This window comes from Kitasatospora albolonga (assembly GCA_002082585.1).
Taxonomy (GTDB): Bacteria; Actinomycetota; Actinomycetes; order Streptomycetales; family Streptomycetaceae; genus Streptomyces; species Streptomyces stephensoniae.
Window position 1 is genome coordinate 7,003,909 of the sequence record CP020563.1, and the last position, 23,223, is coordinate 7,027,131.

The 23,223-nt window shown below is 72.4% G+C and carries 17 protein-coding genes; 11 read left to right on the forward strand and 6 right to left on the reverse strand.

The annotated features are described in order from the left end of the window. Positions 1-15 precede the first annotated feature (15 nt). A complete protein-coding gene (locus tag B7C62_30850) occupies positions 16-1,605 on the reverse strand; it encodes an acyl esterase (protein ID ARF76185.1) in 1,590 nt (529 codons plus the stop codon). Positions 1,606-1,736: 131 nt separating this feature from the next. After that, complete coding sequence (locus B7C62_30855) at positions 1,737-2,933, reverse strand: hypothetical protein (GenBank protein ID ARF76186.1); 1,197 nt, start codon at positions 2,931-2,933, stop codon at positions 1,737-1,739. 373 nt (positions 2,934-3,306) lie between these two features. Between B7C62_30855 and B7C62_30860 the strand changes: the two genes are divergently transcribed. Next, complete coding sequence (locus B7C62_30860) at positions 3,307-4,908, forward strand: murein biosynthesis integral membrane protein MurJ (protein ARF77448.1); 1,602 nt, start codon at positions 3,307-3,309, stop codon at positions 4,906-4,908. 13 nt (positions 4,909-4,921) lie between these two features. On the opposite strand, the gene B7C62_30865 is transcribed toward B7C62_30860, so the two are convergent. Then, a complete protein-coding gene (locus tag B7C62_30865) occupies positions 4,922-5,686 on the reverse strand; it encodes a hypothetical protein (GenBank protein ARF76187.1) in 765 nt (254 codons plus the stop codon). Between the two features lie 104 nt (positions 5,687-5,790). On the opposite strand from B7C62_30865, the gene B7C62_30870 reads away from it, so the two are divergent. Further along, on the forward strand, positions 5,791-7,608 hold the full coding sequence (locus B7C62_30870) for a gamma-glutamyltransferase (protein ARF76188.1): 1,818 nt from the start codon (positions 5,791-5,793) through the stop codon (positions 7,606-7,608). A 93-nt stretch (positions 7,609-7,701) separates the two neighbouring features. After that, complete coding sequence (locus B7C62_30875) at positions 7,702-8,526, forward strand: hypothetical protein (GenBank protein ID ARF76189.1); 825 nt, start codon at positions 7,702-7,704, stop codon at positions 8,524-8,526. Positions 8,527-8,580: 54 nt separating this feature from the next. Here the strand turns inward: B7C62_30875 and B7C62_30880 are convergent, their stop codons facing one another. Then, a complete protein-coding gene (locus B7C62_30880) occupies positions 8,581-9,348 on the reverse strand; it encodes a type I methionyl aminopeptidase (protein ARF77449.1) in 768 nt (255 codons plus the stop codon). A 73-nt stretch (positions 9,349-9,421) separates the two neighbouring features. Here B7C62_30880 and B7C62_30885 point away from each other — a divergent pair, with 73 nt between their 5' ends. The 6 genes from B7C62_30885 (at position 9,422) to B7C62_30910 (ending at position 15,776) form a co-directional block, all read left to right on the forward strand. Beyond that, positions 9,422-9,691, forward strand: coding sequence for a transcriptional regulator (locus tag B7C62_30885; protein ID ARF76190.1), 270 nt, complete (start codon positions 9,422-9,424; stop codon positions 9,689-9,691). Positions 9,692-9,719: 28 nt separating this feature from the next. After that, positions 9,720-10,100, forward strand: a complete 381-nt coding sequence (locus B7C62_30890; GenBank protein ARF76191.1) for a PPOX class F420-dependent enzyme — start codon at positions 9,720-9,722, stop codon at positions 10,098-10,100. 160 nt (positions 10,101-10,260) lie between these two features. Next, complete coding sequence (locus tag B7C62_30895; GenBank protein ID ARF76192.1) at positions 10,261-11,643, forward strand: hypothetical protein; 1,383 nt, start codon at positions 10,261-10,263, stop codon at positions 11,641-11,643. Positions 11,644-12,223: 580 nt separating this feature from the next. Then, on the forward strand, positions 12,224-13,066 hold the full coding sequence (locus tag B7C62_30900) for an acyltransferase (GenBank protein ID ARF76193.1): 843 nt from the start codon (positions 12,224-12,226) through the stop codon (positions 13,064-13,066). Beyond that, positions 13,063-14,346: an aspartate aminotransferase family protein gene (locus B7C62_30905; GenBank protein ID ARF76194.1), complete on the forward strand. Its 1,284-nt coding sequence runs from the start codon at positions 13,063-13,065 to the stop codon at positions 14,344-14,346. The genes B7C62_30900 and B7C62_30905 overlap by 4 nt, the downstream gene beginning before the upstream one ends. 38 nt (positions 14,347-14,384) lie before the next feature. Then, complete coding sequence (locus B7C62_30910) at positions 14,385-15,776, forward strand: dihydropyrimidinase (GenBank protein ID ARF76195.1); 1,392 nt, start codon at positions 14,385-14,387, stop codon at positions 15,774-15,776. A gap of 15 nt (positions 15,777-15,791) precedes the next feature. On the opposite strand, the gene B7C62_30915 is transcribed toward B7C62_30910, so the two are convergent. Further along, positions 15,792-16,538, reverse strand: a complete 747-nt coding sequence (locus B7C62_30915; GenBank protein ARF76196.1) for an aminoglycoside phosphotransferase — start codon at positions 16,536-16,538, stop codon at positions 15,792-15,794. Between the two features lie 1,029 nt (positions 16,539-17,567). Between B7C62_30915 and B7C62_30920 the strand changes: the two genes are divergently transcribed. Then, positions 17,568-18,431 (forward strand): hypothetical protein, encoded by an 864-nt coding sequence (locus B7C62_30920; GenBank protein ARF76197.1) that lies wholly within the window; start codon positions 17,568-17,570, stop codon positions 18,429-18,431. A gap of 100 nt (positions 18,432-18,531) precedes the next feature. On the opposite strand, the gene B7C62_30925 is transcribed toward B7C62_30920, so the two are convergent. Further along, complete coding sequence (locus B7C62_30925; GenBank protein ID ARF76198.1) at positions 18,532-20,097, reverse strand: MFS transporter; 1,566 nt, start codon at positions 20,095-20,097, stop codon at positions 18,532-18,534. 100 nt (positions 20,098-20,197) lie between these two features. Between B7C62_30925 and B7C62_30930 the strand changes: the two genes are divergently transcribed. After that, positions 20,198-23,032 carry an AfsR family transcriptional regulator gene (locus tag B7C62_30930; protein ARF76199.1) on the forward strand — a complete coding sequence of 945 codons (2,835 nt, stop codon included), beginning with the start codon at positions 20,198-20,200 and terminating at the stop codon, positions 23,030-23,032. Positions 23,033-23,223 lie beyond the last annotated feature (191 nt).

Genomic DNA, 23,223 nt, shown 5'->3' on the forward strand with positions numbered 1-23,223 from the left:
GGCAGCAGTCGGTGATCACTTCTCGCGCAGCGGGACCGAGAGATGACTCGGGTCCGAGGCGGGCGAGGAGAAGGTCAGCTGCGCGCCGGCCGGGTTGTGCTCGATGTACAGCGGATCGACGGTGTCGATCACCAGGGCGAGCCGGTGACCGGCCGGAACGTCGTAGGCCGTGGAGAACAGCTCCAGGTCGACGGCGAACGGCCGGCCCGGCGTCTGCCCGTGGAACGTGTACGGGGCGTTGCTGACGAGCTTCCCGATCCCGAGCGGCCCCACGTCGTAGAGGTAGGCGACGAAGGTGCCGCTCGACTTCGTGCTGGTGACCGTGGTGTGCAGCTCGGCCGTGCCCCGGACGCGCTGCACCGAGCCGTACCTCTCCGACTGCCACACGCTCGCGAAGGTGCGCGGCAGCAGGGGGACGGAGACGGTCGGCGGCAGCTTCAGGAACTGGTCCAGCGCGTTGGAGAGCAGCGTGATCCCGCCGTTGGCGCCGGAGTCGACGTTCGCCCACACCTTCTTCGTACCGCCGAGCGCGATACGGTTCTTCGCCGCGCCGACCGACTTCCAGTCGGCGTACCCCTCGTACCCCTTGTCCGTACGGGACTTGAGCTGGACGGGCAGCTCGGTGTCGATGCCGTTGCGCTCGCCCTTGAGGTAACGGTCGAACCAACGGCGGGTGTTGGTCCAGGTGTCGTTGGGCAGCCCGAACAGGCCGGTCAGTTCGGCGGTGGCGTGGTCGCCGGGGCGGAACTCCAGCCGCTTGGGGCCGGTCAGCTTCTCGTAGAACGAGGCGTACTGGTTGGGCGGGAAGATCGTGTCGCCCCAGGCGTTGCCCATGAGGACGGCCGCGCCGTTGGCGTTGATTTTGTCCAGGTGGGTGGCGGGGGAGCGCTTGGCGCCCCAGGCGATCATCTCCGGCTCCTTGTCCAGCTTGGAGCCGAGGAAGTCCCTGAGCGTCTGGGAGAGTTCGTCGCTGGGGCGGCCGGTGAGCACGCCCGCCCCGCCGAGCAGGGCGGCGGCCTGGAGGTGCTGGGTCCGGCCGCTGTAGATCGACTCGATCAGGTCGGCCCAGCCGCTGAGCGCGGCGACCGCCTTGATCCGGGGGTCGTGCCCGGCCGCCAGCAGGCTGATGCCCGCCCCGTAACTCACCCCGCCCATGCCGATCCGCTCCGGGTCGGCCGAGGTGTTCGCCAGCGCCCAGTCGATGACGGCGGAGGCGTCCGCGATGTCCGGCGGACCGGCCACCTCGATCTTCCCGCCGGAGAGCCAGAAGCCGCGCGAGGTGTAACTCACCACCACATAACCGGAGTCGGCGAGCTTCTGGGCCTGCGCCAGGTACTCGATCTGCGGCATGGCCCAGCTGGTCGGGAAGACGATCAGCGGATGCTTCGCCCCCGCCGGGCTGCCGGACGGTCTGAACACATTGCCCTTGAGCGTGATGCCGCCGGAGCCGGGGATGTCGTGGAACGTCAGGGCCGGCGCGGAGGCGCTCGCCGGGGCGGGCGCGGCCGCTGCCGCCGGAGCCGCGCCGAGGGCGGCTCCGGTCAACAGGACGGCGGCGGTGGTGATCGAAGCGGTGGTGCGCAGAGCGGGTTTCGGACGTACCACGGGTCACTCCTCACGCGTGTCAGTGCAAAGTGACCCGACGGTAACCCCGGTTGTTTACCGCTGGTAACTACCGGGTGTGTTGCGTGAAGGTAACGATTGTTGGACGCCGCGTCAGTAATGGCTCACATGGCTCACTTCAGTGCGCTCTTCGCCTGCCAGTCGGCCCAGGACACGTTCCACGCGCCGTACCCGTTGCCCTCGGCGACCGTGCCCTTGGCGTCCGCGCCGGTCATCTCGAACGGGTCGCCCACCCGCACCTGCCCGTAGAGCGCGGAGGCGTCGGCGTCACTCATTCCGAGACAGCCCGAGCTGCGGTTGGCGTTGCCGAAGTGGCGCGCGTTCCACGGCGCGGCGTGCGCGTACATCCCCGACCAGGTCAGCCGCATCGAGTAGTCGACCATCTTGTCGTAGGCGTCGCCGAGGCCCACCGTCTCGGAGCGCATGTTGATCGTGCCCTCCTTGGACATCAGCACGGCCGTGCCCCGCCAGGACGCCTTCTTGCCGCCCGGCGTACCGGCCGACATCGGGATGTCCATGACCTGCTTGCCGTCGCGGTGCAGGGAGAGCCGGTGCCCGTCGAGGTCGACCTTGACCACCTGGGCGGCGCCGATGGTGAACGTGGTCGCGTAGTCACGGACGAACCAGCCGCCGTCGGCGCCCGTGTCGATGCCGTTCAGATCGGCCTTCAGCGTGACCTTCGTGCCGGACTTCCAGTACTCCTTCGGCCGCCAGTCGACGCGGTCCTTGCCCGAGTGGTCCTGGAGCCAGCCCCAGGAGCCCTCGGTGCCGTTCGAGGTCGACACCTTCAGGCCCTTCTCCACCGCCGCCTTGTTCTTCACCGGGTGGTCGAAGACGATGGACAGCGGCTGGGCGATGCCGACCGTGGTGTCCTTGCCCGGCGCGAGCGTCAGCTTGTTGACCTTCTCCGCCTCGGCGGTCGTGAACGTGGCCTTGTCGCTGCCGCCGTGCGTGTCCTTCGCCTCGACGGTGTACGCGGTCCCCGGCGCGGCGACCCGCTCGGATATCCAGGTCCGGCCGTCGGTGGATATCTTCCCGGCCAGCGCACCGCCCTCGCCCGCCGTGACCGCCACCGACTTGAGCTTCCCCTCCGCCAGTGTGACCTTCACGGGTTCGCCCGGGGCCGCCGCCCCGCCCTGGAGGTTCACCGAGATGCTGGTCTCGGGCGCCTTGTCGTCCCCGCCCTGCTGAGCGGCGGAACCGGCCGCGCCACCGCCGCCCGAGCAGGCCGTGAGCGCGGCGGCGAGCAGTGCCGCGGGGACGGCGGTCAGGGTGGTACGACGGCGGATGCGCGGGCGTGCGGAACTCAACGGAAAAACCTCCAGGGCGGCGGGACTCGACAGGTGAGAGGCGTTTTCCCCCGGGCCGGGTTCCGTCCGGCACCTGTGAATTCCGCGTTCGGCAAGGCGCGGAGTACGCTCCACCGTCGATCAGGACGTCGGAGTACGGGAGAGAGCCAGTGGGCAGCAGCGTCGGAAGCGTGCCGAGCCGGATACCCCGGACCCGCCGATGACGGCCGCCGACCCGGTCACGGAGGAGCCGGGGGAGACGGCCGGGAGGCCCGAGGGGGCACGAGGGCCCGAAGAATCCGGGAAACCCGAAGAATCCGGGAAACCCGAAGGTGCCGGAGAGCCCCAGGAGCCCGGGAAGCCCGCCGGGGCCCCGGCCCGGTCCGGGTCGGTCCTGCGCAGCGGGGCCGTGATGGCGGCGGGCTCCGTCGTCTCCCGCGCCACCGGCTTCGTCCGCTCGGCGGTCGTCGTCGCCGCGCTCGGCACCAGCCTGACCGCCGACGGCTACACGGTCGCCAACACCGTCCCCAACATCCTGTACATCCTCCTCATCGGCGGCGCCCTCAACGCCGTCTTCGTCCCCGAACTGGTCCGGGCCGCCAAGGAGCACGCCGACGGGGGAGCGGCCTACACCGACCGCCTGCTCACCCTCTGCACCGTCGGCCTCCTCGTGCTCACCGCGCTCGCCGTGGCGGCGGCGCCGCTCATCGTCGGCCTCTACACCGACTACGACGGCCGCCAGGCCGAACTGACCGTCGCGCTGGCCCGCTACTGCCTGCCGCAGATCCTCTTCTACGGACTCTTCACCCTGCTCGGCCAAGTACTTAACGCCCGGGGCCGGTTCGGTGCGATGATGTGGACCCCGGTCCTCAACAACGTCGTGATCATCGGGGTGTTCGGCCTGTACATCGCCGTCGCCGCCAGCTCCGACGGCACCCTCTCCGACCTGGACGCCCAGCTCCTCGGCTGGGGCACCACCGCCGGGATCGCCGTGCAGACCCTCGCCCTGATCCCCGCGCTGCGCGCCGCGAAGTTCCGCTGGCGGCCCCGGTTCGACTGGCGCGGCAGCGGACTGACCCGGCCGATGCGCTCGGCCGGCTGGCTCGTGCTGCTCGTCCTCACCAACCAACTGGCGTACTGGGTCGTCACCCTGCTCTCCACCACGACCCAGCAGCTCGCGGACGAGCAGAACGTGACGGGCGGCGCGGGCTACACCGCGTACAGCTACGCCTACCAGCTCTGGGTTGTCCCGCAGGGCATCATCACCGTCTCCCTCGTCACCGCGCTGATGCCCCGGATGAGCCGGGCGGCGGCCGACGGCGATCTCGCCGGGGTGCGGCGCGATGTCGCGTACGCCCTGCGGACCAGCGCCGCCGTCATCGTGCCCGCCGCCACCGCGTTCCTGGTGCTCGCGCCCTGGGTGATCGGCTCCGTCTTCGGGTACGGGCGCACCAGCGACGCCGACATCATGTCGATGGCCGGAATGATGATGGCCTTCGCCCCCGGGCTGATCGCCTTCTCCGGGCAGTACGTCCTCTCCCGGGGCTTCTACGCGATGAGCGACACCCGCACCCCCTTCCTGCTCAACCTGGTGGTCGCCGCCGTCAACGCGGGCCTCTCGGCCGCCGCGTTCTGGCTGCTGCCCGTCCGCTGGGCGGTGACCGGGATGGCCGGGGCGAGCACGGTGGCCTTCTGCGTCGGCTTCGCCGTCACCGGGTACGTCTTCTCCCGGCGGGCCCCGGCCACGGAGACCGGCACCGGCTCCTTGCTGCGCTCGCCCACCCTCGGCGCGCACGTCCGGCTGATCGCCGCCTGCGTGCCCGCAGGGGCGCTCGCCTACGGGGCGGCCCGCGCCGCCGGGAGGGCGGGCGACGTGGCGGCCGCCGGAGCCGGGACGCTCGTGCTGCTGCTCACCGTGGCGCTGCTGGCCCGGCCGCTCGGGCTCACCGAGATCAGCGCGATGGTCACGGCGGGCCGCTCACGGCTGCGCCGCTGAACGCCGGGCCCGCTCAGCCGCCCTCGCCCTCGCCGTCCGGGGCGGGGACGGGAGCGGGGGCGGGGTCCGCCGGTACGGGAGCCTGGGCCGCCCGCGTCACATCGCCGACCAGCTCCACCACATCGGGGCCGTACGCCTCAGAGTTGACCACCTTCAGCAGCAGGCAGAACGACTTGTTCCCGTGCTTGCGCAGCAGCTTCTCGTGGTGGCGCACCACATAACGGGCCGCCGCCTGGTTGGTGATGGCCCGCTGTCCGCAGAACAGGAAGACCGGGCGCGCCTCCTGATTGCCCGTCAGCCGCGCCAGCAGGACGTACTCCGCCGTGCCCCGCTCCATCCGGTAGCGCTCCGGCCCGATCCGGTAGGCGACCCGGTCCGGGCCGGACCCCCCGACGGTGACCTGCACGCCGGGGAGCAGGGTCCGCAGGTGCGCCGCCATCCGCTGGTTGGTCGTCGGGCCGCCGACGCAGAACTCCGTACGGTCCCCGAACCCCTGCTGCGCCACGTCGTGCGTCACGATCTGTGTCTTCGCCCCGCAGTCCTTGATCAGGGCGGAGAGCTCGAGCAGCGCGAAGACGTCATGGCGGTGGACGGAGCCCTCGGCGCCCGCGTACCGGTTGACGACGAGCAGGCACTCGGAGTGGGTCGGCAGCCCGAAGAACGCCTGCTTGCGGCGGAGCCTGCGCCGCAGGAGGTAGGTCCGGGCCAGCCAGCCCAGCGAGGCGCTGATCCCGGCGGCTATCACACCCAGCACGATGTTCCGCACGTCGTCCGTCATGGGCGCGCATGTTATCGGTCATTCGGGTTTTCGTACGAGGCGGTCCTGACGATCCGGGTGCTCCGGGGCTAGCCTGCGCGGAGATCCGTTGACTGGAGGTTCGCATGCGCCGTTCCGTCGGCCGGAACACGTCCATAGTGGCCGCCCTGGCCGTGGTCGCCTCGCTCGGGGCCGCCGCCCCGGCGGGCTCCGCGGAGACCGCCCACCGGCATCCCGTACCGCCCAAGTCCCCGGTGGCGGTGGGCTACGGGGGAGCGGTGGCCAGCGTCGACCGGGACGCTTCGGCGGCCGGGATCGAGGTGCTGCGCAAGGGCGGCAACGCGGTGGACGCGGCCGTGGCGACCGCCGCCGCGCTCGGCGTCACCGAGCCGTACTCGGCGGGCATCGGGGGCGGCGGCTACTTCGTCCACTACGACGCGAAGAAGCGCACCGTCAGGACCATCGACGGCCGCGAGACCGCACCCCGCAGCGCGGACGCCGCCCTCTTCCTGGAGAACGGCAAACCCATCCCGTTCGAGGAGGGCGTCACCAGCGGCCTGGCCGTCGGCACCCCCGGCACCCCGGCCACCTGGGAGCGCGCGCTCGACGCCTGGGGCACCAAGTCCCTCCGTACGCTGCTGAAACCGGCCGAACGCCTGGCCCGGGACGGCTTCGTGGTGGACGAGACCTTCCGCTCGCAGACCGCCGCCAACCAGGCCCGGTTCGCCGACTTCCCGGCCTCCGCGAAGCTGTTCCTGCCGGGCGGCCGACTCCCGGCGGTCGGCTCGGTGTTCAAGAACCCGGACCTGGCCCGTACGTACGAGAAGCTCGGCCGCAAGGGCGTGGGCGAGCTGTACCGGGGCGAGTTGGCCGACGACATCGTCCGTACGGTCCGCACACCCCCCGTCGACCCGCGGTCCACCCGTGTCGTGCGCCCCGGTGATCTGACGCGCAAGGACCTGTCCTCGTACCGCACGCTCCAGCAGAAACCCACGAAGGCCGGATACCGGGGCCTGGACGTGTACGGCATGGCCCCCTCCTCCTCCGGCGGTACGACCGTGGGCCAGGCCCTCCACATGCTGGAGCCCACCGACCTCTCCCGGGCGAGCCAGTCCCGCTACCTCCACCGGCTCATCGAGGCGAGCCGCATCGCCTTCGCCGACCGGGGGCGCTGGGTGGGCGACCCGGCCTTCGAGAACGTGCCCACCAAGGAGCTGCTGAGCAAGCGGTACGCCGCCTCGCGCGCCTGCCTGATCAGGGACGGCGCGGTGCTGACCAGCCCGGTCGCGCCCGGGGACCCGCGCAACCCGGTCCGGTGCGGGAGCGGGGGTACGGCGGCGCCGACGACGTACGAGGGGGAGAGCACCACCCACCTGACGACGGCCGACAAGTGGGGCAACGTCGTCTCCTACACCCTGACCATCGAGCAGACCGGCGGCAGCGGCATCACCGTCCCCGGGCGAGGCTTCCTCCTCAACAACGAGCTGACCGACTTCTCCTTCGCCCCGGCCAGCCCGGCGGTCCACGACCCCAACCTGCCGGGTCCCGGCAAGCGGCCCCGCTCGTCCATGTCCCCGACCATCGTGCTCAAGGACGGCAAGCCCCTCCTCGCCCTCGGCTCCCCGGGCGGCGCCACGATCATCACCACCGTGCTCCAGTCCCTCACCGGCCACCTCGACCGCGGGCTGCCGCTGGTCGAGGCGTTCGCCGCGCCGCGCGCCAGCCAGCGCAACGCGGCCACCACCGAGATCGAGCCGGGGCTCTGGAACAGCCCGGTCCGCGCGGAGCTCGAAGCGCTCGGCCACGCCTTCCGGCAGAACCCGGAGATCGGCGCCGCCACCGGCGTACAGCGGCTGCCCGACGGGCGCTGGCTCGCGGCGGCGGAAAAGGTGCGGCGGGGCGGTGGCTCGGCCATGGTGGTGCAGCCGGGCGGCAGGGGCTGAAACCGGGCCCGGAAGAAGGACGCAGCAACGAGAGGGGGGCAGGGAGGGGCCCGGACGGGTCCCTCCGGTCTACTGGAAGGGCCGTCCCGCACGATGCGCACCCGAACGTTCGCTCTGACCGCCGCCACCTCCGCCGCCTGCGCCGCCGCCCTCCTGGGGCCCGCGGCGCTGCCCGCCACCGCGACCGTCCCCGTACCGGACACCTGGCCGGAGTCCCGGCTGAGCCATCCTCGGGCCGCTCCGGCGGCCGACGGTACCGATGATCCGGCGGCCGGGGCGGCGGAGGTCCCGGCGGACGCCCCGGGGGCCGATGCCGGTACCGATGCCGTGGACGCCCCCGTGAGCGCGGACGAACTGCTTGCCGAGGTCCGCTCGTGCCGACGGATCTCCCAGGGCAAGTACCGTACGGACGCCAACCGTTCGAAGGCGACCGTCCCCGTCTGCGCCACCGGGGACGCCGTGTTCTGGAAGGCGGACATGGACATCGACTGCGACGGCCGCAGGACGAAGGCGTGCAACGAGAAGACCGACCCCTACTTCCAGCCGCAGACCGCCTTCCAGACCTCCCGGGGCAAGCCACTGGACTCGGCCGCGCTGCCGTACGTGGTGGTGCCCGCGCCGGGCCGGATCTGGGACTACCGGAAGTCCGGGCTGACCGGCGGCAGTGTCGTCGCCGTGGTGTACGAGAACCAGGTGCGGTACGCCGTCATCGGTGACACCGGGCCCGCCGGCATCATCGGGGAGGGGTCGTACGCGCTGGCGGAGGAGCTCGGTATCGACCCCCACCCGACGACCGGCGGGACCGCGTCCGGCGTCACGTACATCGCGTTCAAGGACTCCCGTGTCGCGCCGCTGGAGAGCCGCGCCAAGGCGGAGCGCCGGGGCGAGGAGCTGGCGAGGGCGTTCGTCGGGCGCTGACCGGGGCTGCTTCGACGCTTACCGGGTGCTGCTTCGGCGCCGGGGCCGAGGCTTTCAGAGCGTCGTGAGCACGCGCGGGCCGTCCTCCGTGATGGCCACCGTGTGCTCGGCGTGCGCCGCCCGGCTGCCGTCGGTCGTCCGCAGCGTCCAGCCGTCCGGGTCGTGGCGGAACTCGTCGAGGCCGCCGCCGAGCAGCATGGGCTCGATCGCGAGGACCATCCCGTGGCGCAGCGGCATACCGCGCCCGGGGCGCCCCTCGTTGGGCACGGACGGGTCCTCGTGCATCGCCCGGCCGATGCCGTGCCCGCCGTACCCGTCGAGGATGCCGTACCCCGCCGCCCGGCAGACCGTGCCGATCGCGTGGGCGATGTCCCCGATCCGGTTGCCCACGACCGCCGCGCCGATGCCCGCCTCCAGCGCCGCTTCGGCCGTGGAGATCAGCCGGGTGTCGGCGGGGCGGGCCTTGCCGACGCTGAAGCTGACCGCCGCGTCGCCCGCCCAGCCGCCGAGGAGGGCGCCCGCGTCCACGCTGACCAGGTCCCCGTCGCGCAGCGGTTCGGCGGAGGGGATGCCGTGGACGACCGCGTCGTTGACGGAGACGCAGATGACGGCCGGGAAGGGGGTGGGCGCGAAGTGCGGCCTGTAGTTCAGGAACGGCGAGGAGGCCCCGGCCTCGCGCAGCACCTCGCGGGCCGCCTCGTCCAGCTCGCGGGGCGTCACCCCGACCGCCGCCACCTCCCGGGCGCGGGTCAGGATCTGCGCGACCACCCGTCCGGCCTCACGCATCGCTTCGATGGATGTGTCTGTCTTGAGTTGCACCATGCCCATTACTATACCGGTCGAAGCGGTATAGTAATGACGGTATAAGAATGGTGGTCCGTAGTAGAGTGGGCCCATGGTCCGCACTCCTCTCACCCCCGAAGAGCGCCTCCGCGGCGAACGGCTCGGCCGTCTCCTCCGTGAGGCACGCGGGGAGCGCAGCATGGTCGCCGTCGCGGCGAGCGCCGGAATCTCCGCCGAGACGCTCCGCAAGATCGAGACCGGCCGCGCCCCCACGCCCGCCTTCTTCACGGTCGCCGCGCTGGCCGGGGCCCTGGGCCTCTCCCTGGACGAACTGCTCGGCCGCTGCGCCCCCGAACCCGCCGCCGTACCTCTGATCGCGTGACGGCCACGCGGTGCGTAGGGTCGCGTCCGTGACTCTCCAGGACTTCGCGCGCAGCGAATACGTCAGCCTGACCACCTACCGCAAGGACGGCACCCCCGTCGCCACGCCCGTCTGGGCGGCGGCCGAGGGCGAGGTGCTGTACGTCTGGACCCGCTCCGACTCGTGGAAGGTCAAGCGGCTCCGGAACAACACCGCCGTCACCGTCACCGTCTGCGACGTACGCGGCCGGATCGCCGAGGGCGCCCCGAGCGCCGAGGGCACCGGGCGGCTCCTCGATGCGGACGGGACCCGCAAGGTGCGCAAGCTGCTCGCCCGCAAGTACACCTGGAAGTTCTGGCTCGTCGACTGGCCTGCCACCGTCGCCCGCCTCGGCAAGCGCCCGCACACCGGGATCGCCGTCACCTTCTGAGCCCGCCGCCTTCCTCGCCGCCGCGGGTGGGGGCGCGCGGCGGCGGTGCCGTGCGCCCGGCGCAGCACGGACGAAAGCTGTGCGTAGCCGCCCCGTAACACGCCTGCGGTCGAATGCCTGCGGACTGGAACGTTCCAGTCGACAGTCGGCGAGGGCGACGATGACGGTGCATCAGCATGCTTACGACGTAGGCGCGTTCGCGCGGTACCTACGGGAACTGGCGGCACGGCTCGACCCCGGACGCGGGTGGTACGGGGTCTTCACCCGGCGCGACCCGGAAGGGATGCGGTCCTGCCTCGACGGGGCGGAGATTCCGCCCTGGGACGTGGTGGAGTCGCTGCTCGCCGATCTGGCCGCGCTCCACGGCAGCGGGTTCGCCGAGCAGGTCTCGGTACGGGCCGCCGCGCTGTACTCCGCCGCCGCCGTCGCCCACGACCGGCGGCCCGGCGGACGCCAGGAGCTCGTGCACCGGCTGGAGTTGATGGTCCGCGAGCAGACCCGGGCGGCCGAGCGGCTGCGTACGGCCGCGGCGGCGGGCGCGGACCCGGCCGACCCGGAGGCGTCGTCCTGGGCCCAGGACGACCTCCGCCGCGCCTCGGCCCGCTGTACGGAGCTGCGCAGACGGCTGGCGGCGGTGACGGTGCCGCAGGGGTGGTTCCGGGAGGACGGCGGGGCGGAGGCTCCGGAGGGGGCGGGGGTTTCGGCGGGGGAGGGGGATCACCGGATTCCGCGCCCGCGATCCGGCGAGCCCCCGGCTGCCCATGCCCCTGCCCCTGTCTCCGCCCCCGCCGCACCCGCGCCTTCCCGCCGCAGGAAGCCGCGCGGGGCCCGGTTCGCCGGTCTCGACGTGGACGACGGTGAGGGGACCGGATACGCCCCCTCGCCGGTACCCGTCCTGCCCGCGCCCCCGCCCGGGGGCGGCTCCGCCCTGCGCGGTGCCCGCTTCGGCGGCGGCCCCGCCGGGCCGGAGGAGGCACCCGCCCCGGCCGCCCTGCCGGACCCGGAGGCGGGCCCGGCCGTGGCCGCCGCCGTCGAGCGGCTGGTCCGGCTCCGTACGGAGGGGCGCGGCGGCGAGGCCCATGTGGTGCTCTGCGAGGTGGCGGCCTGGCCCGCGCCCCGGCTGCCGGTGCTCGCGGTCGCCCTGCACCGGGCCGGTCTGGCCGCCGACTGGACGACCCTGCTCTGGGAGGCGTCCTCGCTGCCGCCCGCCGGGTTCGCCGCCGCCGCGGGCGCGCTGGCGGCGGCGGGGCGGGCCGAGGACTGCGGGCTGCTGCTGCGCCAGGGGGTGGCCCGGCCCACCGCCGAGGTCGCCGAGGCGGCCCTCGCCCTGGACGGCGCGGGCCGGGCGGCGGAGGCGCGGGCGCTGCTGGGTGCCTTCGTCCGCGTACGTACGCCACAGGAGGCGGCCCGGATCGCGTACGGCGGCGGGGGCGGCGGGGACCGCATCCTGCCGCAACTCCTGGCGGCGGCCCGGGAGGTGTCGGCGGAGCGGGAATGGGACCTGGTCCACGCGCTGCGGGTGGCGGGCGTGCCGGGGGTGTAGGGCGCTGGGGCCTGAAGAGGGCCGGGGGCCGGGGTGCAGGGAGGCGGAGGGACCTGAGGAGGGCAGGGGGGGCGGGGATGCAAGGAGGCGCAAGGTTGCGAAGAGGGCCGGGGCTCCGGGGCACAGGGAGGCGGAGGGACCTGAGGAGGGCAGGGAGTCCAGGGCGCAGGGAGGCGCAAGGACCTGACGAGGGCCCGGGGGCCCGGGCGCGCAAGGAGGCGCAGGGTTGCGAAGGGGCCCGGGCGCGCAAGGAGGCGCAGGGTTGCGAAGAGGCCCGGGGCCCCGGGGGCAAGGAGGCGCCGGGATCTCCGAGGGGCGGGGCCCTTGCCGGGCATGCCGGGCCTGCGTGCCCCGGTGTCGTGCTCCGGCCAGGAGGAGAGGTGTCGCGGCGGTCCGTGACCGAGGCCGGGCGCCCTCCGTCCGTTGTGGACCGCTCGGGTGCGAAACATGATCGACTCGGCCGGTTCGCGGCGATGGTCTTGCCCCGCCGGACCACGGGGCTTACGTTCTCCATCCATGCACGGATCTACCTGCGTAGAACGTGTAGACGCTCTCTGACGCCGCGTCGAAGGAGCAGCTCATGTCCCACGTCGTACGCGCCGCACTCGTCCAGGCGACCTGGACCGGCGACACCGAATCCATGATCGCCAAGCATGAGGAGCATGCGCGCGAGGCCGCCCGGCAGGGGGCGAAGGTCATCGGGTTCCAGGAGGTGTTCAACGCCCCCTACTTCTGCCAGGTCCAGGAGCCCGAGCACTACCGCTGGGCCGAACCGGTCCCGGACGGGCCGACCGTCCGCCGGATGCAGGACCTCGCCCGGGAGACCGGGATGGTCATCGTGGTCCCGGTCTTCGAGATCGAGCAGTCCGGCTTCTACTACAACACCGCCGCCGTGATCGACGCCGACGGCTCGTACCTCGGCAAGTACCGCAAGCACCACATCCCGCAGGTCAAGGGGTTCTGGGAGAAGTACTACTTCAAGCCCGGCAACGCCGGCTGGCCGGTCTTCGACACCGCCGTCGGCAAGGTCGGCGTCTACATCTGCTACGACCGGCACTTCCCCGAGGGGTGGCGTCAACTCGGGATCAACGGCGCCCAGTTGGTCTACAACCCGTCCGCCACCTCACGCGGCCTCTCCGCCCACCTCTGGCAGCTGGAACAGCCCGCGTCCGCCGTCGCCAACGAGTACTTCGTCGCCGCGATCAACCGCGTCGGCCAGGAGGAGTACGGCGACAACGACTTCTACGGCACCAGCTACTTCGTCGACCCGCGCGGCCAGTTCGTCGGCGAGGTCGCCAGCGACAAGGAAGAGCAACTCCTCGTCCGCGACCTGGACTTCGGCCTGATCGAAGAGGTCCGCAAGCAGTGGGCCTTCTACCGGGACCGACGGCCCGACGCCTACGAGGGGCTGGTGCGGCCGTGAGCGGACTGTACGAACGCCACCTCGCCGTCAGCCCCGAGTGGCTGGCCCTCTACTACCGCCACCCCATCGAACTCACCCACGGCGAGGGCCGGTACGTCTGGGACGCCGACGGCAACCGCTACCTCGACTTCTTCGGCGGCATCCTCACCACCATGACCGCCCACGCCCTGCCCGAGGTCACCAAGGCGGTCTCCGAGCAGGCCGGGCGGATCATCCACTCCTCCACGCTCTACCTCAACCGCCCGATGGTGGAGCTGGCCGAACGGATCGCCACCCTCTCCGGCATCCCCGACGCCCGGGTCTTCTTCACCACATCGGGCACCGAGGCGAACGACACCGCGCTGCTGCTCGCCACCGCGTACCGCCGGTCCAACCAGATCCTCGCGATGCGCAACAGCTACCACGGCCGCTCCTTCTCGGCCGTCTCCGTCACCGGCAACCAGTCCTGGTCGCCCACGAGCCTCTCCCCGCTCCAGACGCTGTACGTCCACGGGGGCGTCCGCACCCGGGGCCCGTACGCGGAGCTGAGCGACGCGCAGTTCATCCGGGCCTGCGTGGCCGATCTGGAGGACCTCCTCGGGCACACCCGGGAGGCCGCCGCGCTCATCGCCGAACCGATCCAGGGCGTCGGCGGGTTCACCTCGCCGCCCGACGGGCTGTTCGCCGCGTTCCGCGAAGTCCTGGACCGGCACGGCGTGTTGTGGATCTCCGACGAGGTGCAGACCGGCTGGGGCCGGACCGGCGAACACTTCTGGGGCTGGCAGGCACACGCGGAGAACGGGCCGCCGGACATCCTCACCTTCGCCAAGGGCATCGGCAACGGCATGTCCATCGGCGGGGTCGTCGCCCGCGCGGAGGTGATGAACTGCCTGGACGCCAACTCCATCTCCACGTTCGGCGGTTCACCCGTCACCATGGCGGCCGGCCTCGCCAACCTCTCGTACGCCCTGGAACACGACCTCCAGGGCAACGCGCGGCGCGTCGGCGGGCTCCTCGTCGAGCGGCTGCGGTCGATCGCCGCCGCGTCCGACGCCGTACGCGAAGTGCGCGGCCGGGGCCTGATGCTCGGCATCGAACTGGTCAGGCCCGGTACGGACGAGGCGAACCCGGAGGCGGCCGCGGCCGTCCTCGAAGCGGCGCGGGCGGGCGGGCTGCTCATCGGCAAGGGCGGCGGCCACAGCACCAGCGTGCTGCGGATCGCCCCACCGCTGACCCTGACCGTCGCCGAGGCCGAGGAGGGCGCGGCGATCCTCGCGGACGCCCTGCAGGCGGCGGGCTGACCACCGTACGAACGTCAGTGTGAAGGGAAGGCTGGGACATGGTTCGTACGCTGATTACCGGTGGTCTGGTGATCACGGCCGCGGACGAGGTGCACGCGGACGTGCTGATCGAGCACGGCCGGGTGGTGGCACTGGCGGCGCCGGGGACGCAGAACTGGACGGCGGACCGGGTGATCGACGCGTCGCGGAAGTACGTGATCCCGGGCGGGGTCGACGCCCATACGCACATGGAGCTGCCGTTCGGCGGCACGTTCGCCTCGGACACGTTCGAGACGGGCACCCGGGCGGCGGCGTGGGGCGGGACGACGACCATCGTCGACTTCGCGGTGCAGTCGAGGGGACAGGCGCTCCGGGCCGGTCTGGACGCCTGGATGGAGAAGGCCGACGGGAACTGCGCGATCGACTACGCGTTCCACATGATCATGTCGGACGTCAACGAGGCGACGCTGCGGGAGATGCCGAAGCTGGTCGAGGCCGGTGTCTCCTCGTTCAAGCTCTTCATGGCGTACCCGGGGGTCTTCTACTCGGACGACGGCCAGATCCTGCGGGCGATGCAGGTGGCCGGTGACACCGGCGGGCTGATCATGATGCACGCGGAGAACGGCATCGCGATCGACGTCCTCGTCGAACAGGCGCTCGCCCGGGGCGAGACCGATCCCCGCTACCACGGAGAGGTCCGCAAGGCCCTCCTGGAGGCGGAGGCCACGCACCGGGCGATCCAGCTCGCACGGGTCGCGGGCAGTCCGCTGTACGTCGTCCACGTGTCGGCCGAGGAGGCGGTGGCGCAGCTGGCGGCGGCGCGGGACATGGACCTGCCGGTCTTCGGCGAGACCTGCCCGCAGTACCTGTTCCTGTCCACGGACAACCTGGCGGAGCCGGACTTCGAGGGCGCCAAGTACGTGTGCTCGACGCCGCTGCGGCCGAAGGAGCACCAGGCGGCGCTCTGGCGGGGGCTGCGCACGAACGACCTCCAGGTGGTGTCGACGGACCACTGCCCCTTCTGCTTCTCGGGGCAGAAGGAGCTGGGCCGGGGCGACTTCTCGAAGATCCCCAATGGCCTGCCGGGGGTGGAGAACCGCATGGACCTTCTCCACCAGGCCGTGGTCGACGGGCACATCTCCCGGCGCCGCTGGATCGAGATCGCCTGCGCGACCCCGGCCCGGATGTTCGGCCTCTCCCCGCGCAAGGGCACGATCGCCCCCGGCTCGGACGCCGACGTCGTCATCTACGACCCGCATGCCACGCAGGTGCTGTCGGCCGAGACGCACCACATGAACGTCGACTACTCGGCGTACGAGGGGAAGACGGTGACCGGCCGGGTCGAGACCGTCCTCTCGCGGGGTGAGGTGGTGGTGGACCGGCGGGAGTACGTGGGCCGGGCGGGGCACGGGGCGTTCCTGCCGCGCGGCCTCTGCCAGTACCTGGGCTGAGCGGGCCCCCGCGCCTCACATCCGGGAGCGCAGTACGTCGACCTCGCAGCCCGGAGCGAACGGGTCGAAGCCGTGCTCGATCAGCCAGCGAACCGCCAGCAGGCTCCGCAACGACCACCACGCGCGGATCACTTCGCGGTCGACGTCCCCGCCGTAACCGGTGAGGACGTCGTCGAGATGCTCCTCGTGTCCGAGCGTGAAGGCGGCGAGGTCGTACAGGGCGTCACCCCGGCCCGCCTCGGACCAGTCGATGATGCCCGTGACCTCGTCGCCGTCGACGAAGACGTGCGCGATCTGCAGGTCGCCGTGGGTGAACGCCGGAGTCCACGGCCGGAGCGCGGCCTCGGCGACCCGGCGGTTGCGGGTGACCAGGCCGGCGGGCAGGTGGCCGTCCGTCACGAGCGCCGCGCACGCGCCGTCGAGCTCCGCCGCCAGCGCCACGGAGCTCCGTCCGGCCCGGCCGGGCCGGGGCGGCAGCGGCGCGTCGTGCAGCTTCCGGATGGCGGCGCCCGCCGAGGCCCACGCCGCCGCCGACCCGGTCGACGGCCCGCCGAGGCGCCCGAGCGTCGTCCCCGGGAGCGCGGCGAGCGCGAGCACGGGCGGCTCGCGCCACAGGATCTCCGGGGTCGGGACCGGCGCGAGGGACATCGCCTCGACCTCGGCGTCGGCGCGCGCCTGATCGGCGTCCACCTTCAGGAACACATCACCGACGCGCAGAGTCGCGCGCTCGGGGTGGGCGACGACGACTTCGACCTCATCCATGGGTGACCAGTGTTCCGGGGACGGACTGCCCGCGTCACCAGGTTTTGCCGCGTGCGCCGCCACGGCTCCGGCGCCGGCTTTTCGTTGCCTTGCGCCCTTGACACCGTGTGTGACACCGCGTGCCGAGGCGCTGCGGATGTCCGAAACGAGACGCACGACTTTCCGCCGTTCGGGGCGGGGCGCGCTCACTTCCCGCCACGCGCGGTGGCGCGGGCCGCCGCCCCCTTCCCTGATTCGCACGCGTGTTCCCGGTGCCTCACCTGCGCGGTAACGCCTCGGCCACGGGCTTTCCCGTGGACCGTGCCCACGTCGTGTGACAGGTGAAGATTCAGTCCTTCGCCGAGACGCTGTTGAAACCCGTATCCCTCACCGGTCACACTGAAGACTGTGGCCGCAGTGGGCACAGGAAATATCCGGCTCGTCGGCTCCAGGGCCGGTTACGCGCCGGAATTCGTCATTTCTTCCCCTGTCCGTTCGGGGCGTTGCACGTGTGCCGTTCTTCTGGAAAGACATGAGTTGACCCCGAGGCCATGGCCGGTTTTCCGTGGGAACCGGCCATGCGGATATCTCCCCGGGCCGTAGTGACGGCTTCGGCGGTTCCTCGAAAGGTCCGTGCCGATGAGCGATGGAGAGGCCGACGCATGAGGAGCGGGACGGCGTGGGGGCCGGGGGCGCACCGCCGGACATGCCCACCGGGGCACGCGGGCCCGGCATGATCCGGACGAGAGGGCCCAGGGGTGAAGGGCGGTTCTTCCGATGTCCCACGGTACGGGCGCGGCTCTGACCGGGTACGTTCCCCGGCTGCCCTGAATCCTTCGGTGTGCCCGGCGGGCGGCCCTCGCCTCGATGTGCCGACGCTCCCCGGCCTGCGGACTTCCGCTCTCACCGCATATGCGTCAGGGCGGTTTCCGCGCGTTCCCTGTATCTCCCCCTCCCATTTCCCTCTTCCCCTCTTTCTCTCTCCCCCTTTTTTCTGCTCCCGTGTCCCTCGCATTCCTCTGTATTCCTTGGTGAAAGGAAACCGGCGTCATGACTGTGGGAATCCACCATTTACGCACGTACCTCATGGCGATCGACGAAGGCAGTATCTCGAAGGCCGCGGCCCGTCTGCACATGGCCCAGTCCGCCGTGTCCCGCAGACTCGCGGAGCTGGAACGCCATGTGAAACAGCCCCTGCTGGAACGGTCGGCCGAGGGGGTGCAGCCGACGGTGGCGGGGAAGATGTTCTGTGCCAAGGCCGACGCCGCCGTCACCGCGTTCGACGACGCCATGCGCTCGGACCTGCACCGGGTGCGCGCCCTGCGCGTGGGGCACGCCTGGTCGGCGATCGGTGTGTACACCAGCGAGATACTGCGGCGGTGGCAGGAGGCGAACCCGGAGGTGCTGGTACGCCTGAAGCGGGTCGACGATCCGGCGGGCGGGCTCACCAGCGGTCTGTCGGACGTGGCCATCATGCGTACGAGGATCGGGCGGCGCAGTCTGCACGAGGAGCTCCTCGTCATGGAGCCCCGGGTCGTCGCGGTCCCCTCGGGCTGCCCGCTCATCTCGGCGGGCGAGGTCCTGCTGCGGGACCTGGTCGACTATCCGCTGGTGATCAACTCCTTCTCCGGCACCACCAGCCTCGACCTGTGGGACGAGGGCGGGCAGCCCGCCGTGGCGGTGGAGGTGGACACCATCGACGACTGGCAGAGCTATATCGCCGCCGGTGTCGGCATCGGCGTGACCCCGGCCTCCACCGCCTGGATGCATCCGCATGCCGAGATCAGCTACCTTCCTCTCCGCGACGCGCCCGCCGTGCCGGTGTACCTGGTCTGGGCGTCCAACAACCGGCACCCGGCGCTGCACTGCTTCATCCAGCTGGCACGGAACGTGGTGGCGGAGGGCATCGAGTGACCCGGGGCCGGGGCTCGGTGTCCGCGCCGCACCGGCACCCCCGGGTGTACGGGGGCGACGGTGCGGGTCCGGCCGGGCCGGTGCCTCGACCCCGGCCGCGTCAGACCTTCGACTCCGCCGGTTCCGCCGGGGCCTCCTCACCGGCCTCCGGCTCCTCCCCGCCGATGACACCGACGTGCCGCAGCACGACGGCGGACAGGAACGCGAGCACCACGGTGCACGCCGCCGCCACGGCCATCGCCGTGTTCAGCCCGGAGGTGGCGGCCTCCTTGGCGAGGTCGAGCCAGCCCGCGGGCATCTGCTGTGCCGAGGAGACCGCCCCGGCGAGGCTGTCGCCCGCCGTGTCGGCCACCTGCGACGGGGTCCCGGCCGGGATCTCGTCGGCGATCCGGGTGCGGTAGACCGCCGTGGCCAGGCTGCCCAGGATCGCCACGCCCAGGGCGAGCCCCAGCTCCTGCACGGTCTCCGACATCGCCGACGCCGAACCGGCCTTCTCCGCCGGGGCGGCCCCCACCACCAGGTCCGTGCCCAGGGCCGCGATCGCCCCGAGGCCGAGGTAGACCAGGCCGAAACCGATCACCATCAGGGTGATGCCGCCCGAGGAGCCCACCAGGGCGAGCAGCACATACCCGACCGTGGACAGGGCCAGGGTGGCCGCCACCACCAGCCCCGGCGGTACCCGGCGCGCGACCAGGGGCGACCCGATCGCCGCCAGGAACATCAGCAGGGCCGGAGGCCCCATCCACAGCCCCGCCTCGACGGGCGGCAGCCCCTCCACGAACTGGAGCTGCTGGGTGATCAGCAGCATCGAACCGCCGACGCCGACCAGGCCGATGAGCAGCACGCTCAGCGCGGCGCTGAACGTCCTGTTGGTGAACAGGCGCACGTCCAGCAAGGGGCTCTCCAGCCTGCCCTGGCGGCGGACGAACAGCACCGCGAAGACCACGCCGATCAGCGCGGCGGCGACCGTGGGCAGGTCGAGGCCGTCCTTGGCGAACCGCTTCACCGCGTAGACCACCGGCAGGATCGCGACCAGCGACAGCGTGACGCTGACCAGGTCGAACCTGCCGCTCTGCGGCGCCCGGTACTCCGGGATCAGGACCGGTGCCGCCACCAGCAGCACGACGGCGACCGGGATGGCGAGGAGGAACACCGAACCCCACCAGAAGTGGTTCAGCATCACTCCGCCGACCACCGGCCCGAGCGCCATGCCGAGCGCGAAGCTCGTCGCCCAGACCCCGATGGCCAGGGAGCGCTGGCGCTGGTCGGCGAACATGTTGCTGATCAGGGCCAGCGTGGACGGCATCAGCGTGGCACCGGCGATCCCGAGGGCCGCCCGCGCCACGATGAGCATCTCGGCGCTGGTCGCGTAGGCCGCCAGCACCGAGACGACCCCGAAGGCCGCGGCGCCGATCATCAGCAGCCTGCGACGGCCGATCCGGTCACCCAGGGTGCCCATGGTGAGCAGGAAGCCCGCGATCAGGAAACCGTAGGCGTCCATGATCCACAGCTCTTGCGTACCGGACGGCTGAAGGTCCTCGGCCAGTGAGGGAAGGGCCAGGTACAGCACGGTGACGTCCAGGCCCAGCAGCACGGTGGGCAACGACAGGACGGCCAGCCCTCCCCACTCCCGGGGGCCCGCCCTGCGTACGGTCGTTGTGCTCATGGCACTCCCATGCTTTCTCGAGTCTCGGCAAGGTGCGAACGCCACTGTGCCGACCCTCACGCACGGTTTCCTGATGGTCGTTCGGCGATAGACTGCGGCCATGCGTTACGGGGTGCTCGGTCCGCTGGCCGTCTGGGACGCCGAGGGGCGGCCGGTCAGGGTTCCCGAAGCCAAGGTGCGTGCCCTGCTGGCGAATCTCCTCGTCCACGGCGGCGGACCGGTTCCGGCGGACCGCCTGATCGAGGACCTGTGGGCGGACAACCCGCCGGGCGGGTCCGCCAACACCTTGCAGACCAAGGTCTCCCAGCTCCGCCGTGTGCTGGGCCGGGACCAGGTGGTCCGGGAGCCCGCCGGTTACCGGCTGCTGCTCGCGGACGACGTGCTCGACGCGCTGAGGTTCCAGGAGCTGGCCGACCGCGCCCGCGCCCACCGGGAACCGGCGGTGAAGGCGGACCTGTTCGCCGACGCGCTCGCGCTCTGGCGGGGCCCGGCCTACGCGGACGTGGCCGAGGCCCTGTTCGCCCGCGGCGAGATCGCCCGGCTGGAGGAGCTGCGCCTCGACGTCGTCGAGGACCACGCCGAGGTGCGGCTGACCCTGGGCGAGCACACGGCGCTGGCGGCGGAGCTGGGGACGCTGGTGGCCCGGCACCCGCTGCGCGAGCGGCTGCGCATGGCCCATATGCGCGCCCTGTACCGGGCCGGGCGGCAGGGTGACGCGTTGCAGAGCTTCCAGGAGCTGCGGCGGGAGCTGGCCGAGGAGCTCGGGGTGTCACCCGGCCCCGAGGTCTCCGCGCTCCACGAGGCGATCCTGCGCCAGGAACCGCGGCTGGCCACCCCCGCGGTCGGCTCGCTGTCGTGCCGTACGAACCTGCCCGCCCCGCTGACCCCGCTGATCGGCCGGCGCGAGGCGGCCGAACAGGTGCTGGCCCGGCTGGACCCCGGCGCGAACACCCGCCTTCTCACCCTCACCGGTCTCGGCGGTGTGGGCAAGACCCGGCTGGCGATCGCCGCCGCCCGTGAGGTGGCCGGGCAGTTCACCGACGGGGTGTGGCTGGTCGAACTGGCCGGTCTGGGCGCCGCGTCAACCCCGGACGACATCGCCGAACGCGTCATCACGACGCTGGGCCTGTGCGACACCGCGGTGACCGAACCGGACCTGGAAGACCTGGTGGGCTGGCTGTGCCGGGCGGTGGCCGACAAGCAGCTGCTGATCCTGCTGGACAACTGCGAGCACCTCATCGAGCCGGTCGCCGTGCTCGCCAACGCCGTCCTGTCGGCCGTCCCCGCCGCGCACCTCCTCCTCACCAGCCAGGAAGCCCTGGACATCCCCGGCGAGGTGGTGCACCCCGTACCGCCGCTGGCGCTGCCGAAGGACACCGACCCGCAGACGGCCGCCCGCTCCAGCGCCGTCGAACTGTTCGTGGAGCGGGCCGCCGCCGCAGCGCCCGGCTTCGTCCTCGACGCGGAGAACGCGGCGGCCGTCTCCGCCGTCTGCCGCCGCCTCGACGGCATCCCGCTCGCCCTGGAAATCGTGGCGTCCCGGCTGCGGACGCTGAGCCCGCACGAGCTCGCCGCCCGCCTGGACGACCGGTTCGCCCGGCCCGACGCCCGGGTGCGCGGACTGCCGGACCGCCAGCGGACGCTGCGGGGCATGCTCGACTGGAGCTGGCAGCTGCTGAGCGAGGACGAGCGCACCGTGCTGCGCCGCCTCGTCGTCCACGCCGACGGCTGGGCCATGCCCTCCGCCCAGGCGGTCTGCGCCGACGACGGCCTCCCCGCCGGACGCGTCCCCGACCTGCTGTCCCGGCTGGTGGACCGCTCACTGGTGGTCCGCGAGGGCAACCGGTTCCGGCTGCTCGAATCGGTGGCCGCCCACGGCGCCGAGCGACTGGCGGAGGCGGGCGAGGAGAGCGCCGTACGCGAGCGGTACGTACGCCACTGCACCGAGCTGGCCGAACGGGAGGACGAGCTGCTGCGCGGCCCGGACCAGCGGCGCTCCCTGGAGCGCCTCAACGCCGAGACCGTCAACCTGCGCCGCGCCCTGGACCTCGCGGTCACCCACGGCGCCGCCGAGTACGCGGTACGGCTCGTGAACGCGCTGGCCTGGTACTGGTTCCTGCGCGGGCGGTTCACCGAGGCCCGCAGGTCGCTCCGGGCGGCGCTGGCGGCCGGTGAGGGGGCCACGCCGGACGCCCGCCTGACGGCGCGGATCTGGCTGACCGGGATGGAGCTGCGCACCTCGCAGACCGGCGCGGTGCCCGGCCCGGCGGACGAGGACCTCGGCGCCGGGGTCGGGGACCCGGTGCTGCGCGCCCGGCTGCGGTGGTTCGTCGGCACCGGGCTGACCGGCAGCGGCCGGCACCGCGAGGGGCGCCGCCTGGTGGAGGCGAGCCTGACCGGTGCACGGGCCGCCGGGGACCGCTGGGGCGAGGCCGCCGCCCTGGTCGAGCTCGCGAGCCACGCCCCGGCCCGGGACGGATCGGCGGAGCTGGGCGCCGCGCTGTTCCGCGAGGCAGGCGACCGCTGGGGCCAGCTCCGGGCCACCCGGGCCCTGGCGCTCGCGGCGGAGGACGAGGGCGACCGCGTACGGACGGAACGCCTGCACCGCGAAGGTCTCCTGATGGCCGAGGAACTGGGCCTGTGGACCGAGGCCGTCGAGACGCTGACCCGGCTCGGCGAGACCGCCCTCGCCGACGGCCGTACCGAGCGGGCGACGGAGCTGTACGAGCGCGCGCGCTCCGTGTCGGCCGAACGCGCCTACACCCGGGGCGAGATCCGGGCCGAGATCGGCCTGGGGCACGCCGCACGGCTCCGCGGCGACCGGGACGCCGCCACGGACCACCTGAACCGGGCGCTGGCCAAGAGCCGTGCGTCGGGCCACGGCGTCCATGCCGATGCCGCGCTGGCGGAACTGAATCTCGTCCCCCGGCCCTGAACCTCGTCCCCCGGCTCTGACCGGTCCGTGCGCCGCCCCCTCGGCGAGGGGGGCTCCGGCATACCCCGCCGGACCGGCGGGGGCGACTGCGTATTCGTTCGCGCCCCTACTCGATCACGCAGTAGCCGCACCATTCCCGTTCACCCTAGCCTGAGCCGAGCCGTTATTTATTCGCGTACGAATGGCAGGCG

Bases quoted from the DNA above. Each gene is read 5' to 3' on its own strand.
- B7C62_30920 (ARF76197.1), top strand. From the start codon at position 17,568: ATGACTGTGGGAATCCACCATTTACGCACGTACCTCATGGCGATCGAC.
- B7C62_30915 (ARF76196.1), bottom strand. From the start codon at position 16,538: ATGGATGAGGTCGAAGTCGTCGTCGCCCACCCCGAGCGCGCGACTCTG.
- B7C62_30880 (ARF77449.1), bottom strand. From the start codon at position 9,348: ATGGTGCAACTCAAGACAGACACATCCATCGAAGCGATGCGTGAGGCC.
- B7C62_30875 (ARF76189.1), top strand. From the start codon at position 7,702: ATGCGCACCCGAACGTTCGCTCTGACCGCCGCCACCTCCGCCGCCTGC.
- B7C62_30925 (ARF76198.1), bottom strand. From the start codon at position 20,097: ATGAGCACAACGACCGTACGCAGGGCGGGCCCCCGGGAGTGGGGAGGG.
- B7C62_30930 (ARF76199.1), top strand. From the start codon at position 20,198: ATGCGTTACGGGGTGCTCGGTCCGCTGGCCGTCTGGGACGCCGAGGGG.
- B7C62_30910 (ARF76195.1), top strand. From the start codon at position 14,385: ATGGTTCGTACGCTGATTACCGGTGGTCTGGTGATCACGGCCGCGGAC.
- B7C62_30885 (ARF76190.1), top strand. From the start codon at position 9,422: ATGGTCCGCACTCCTCTCACCCCCGAAGAGCGCCTCCGCGGCGAACGG.
- B7C62_30900 (ARF76193.1), top strand. From the start codon at position 12,224: ATGTCCCACGTCGTACGCGCCGCACTCGTCCAGGCGACCTGGACCGGC.
- B7C62_30895 (ARF76192.1), top strand. From the start codon at position 10,261: ATGACGGTGCATCAGCATGCTTACGACGTAGGCGCGTTCGCGCGGTAC.
- B7C62_30870 (ARF76188.1), top strand. From the start codon at position 5,791: ATGCGCCGTTCCGTCGGCCGGAACACGTCCATAGTGGCCGCCCTGGCC.
- B7C62_30865 (ARF76187.1), bottom strand. From the start codon at position 5,686: ATGACGGACGACGTGCGGAACATCGTGCTGGGTGTGATAGCCGCCGGG.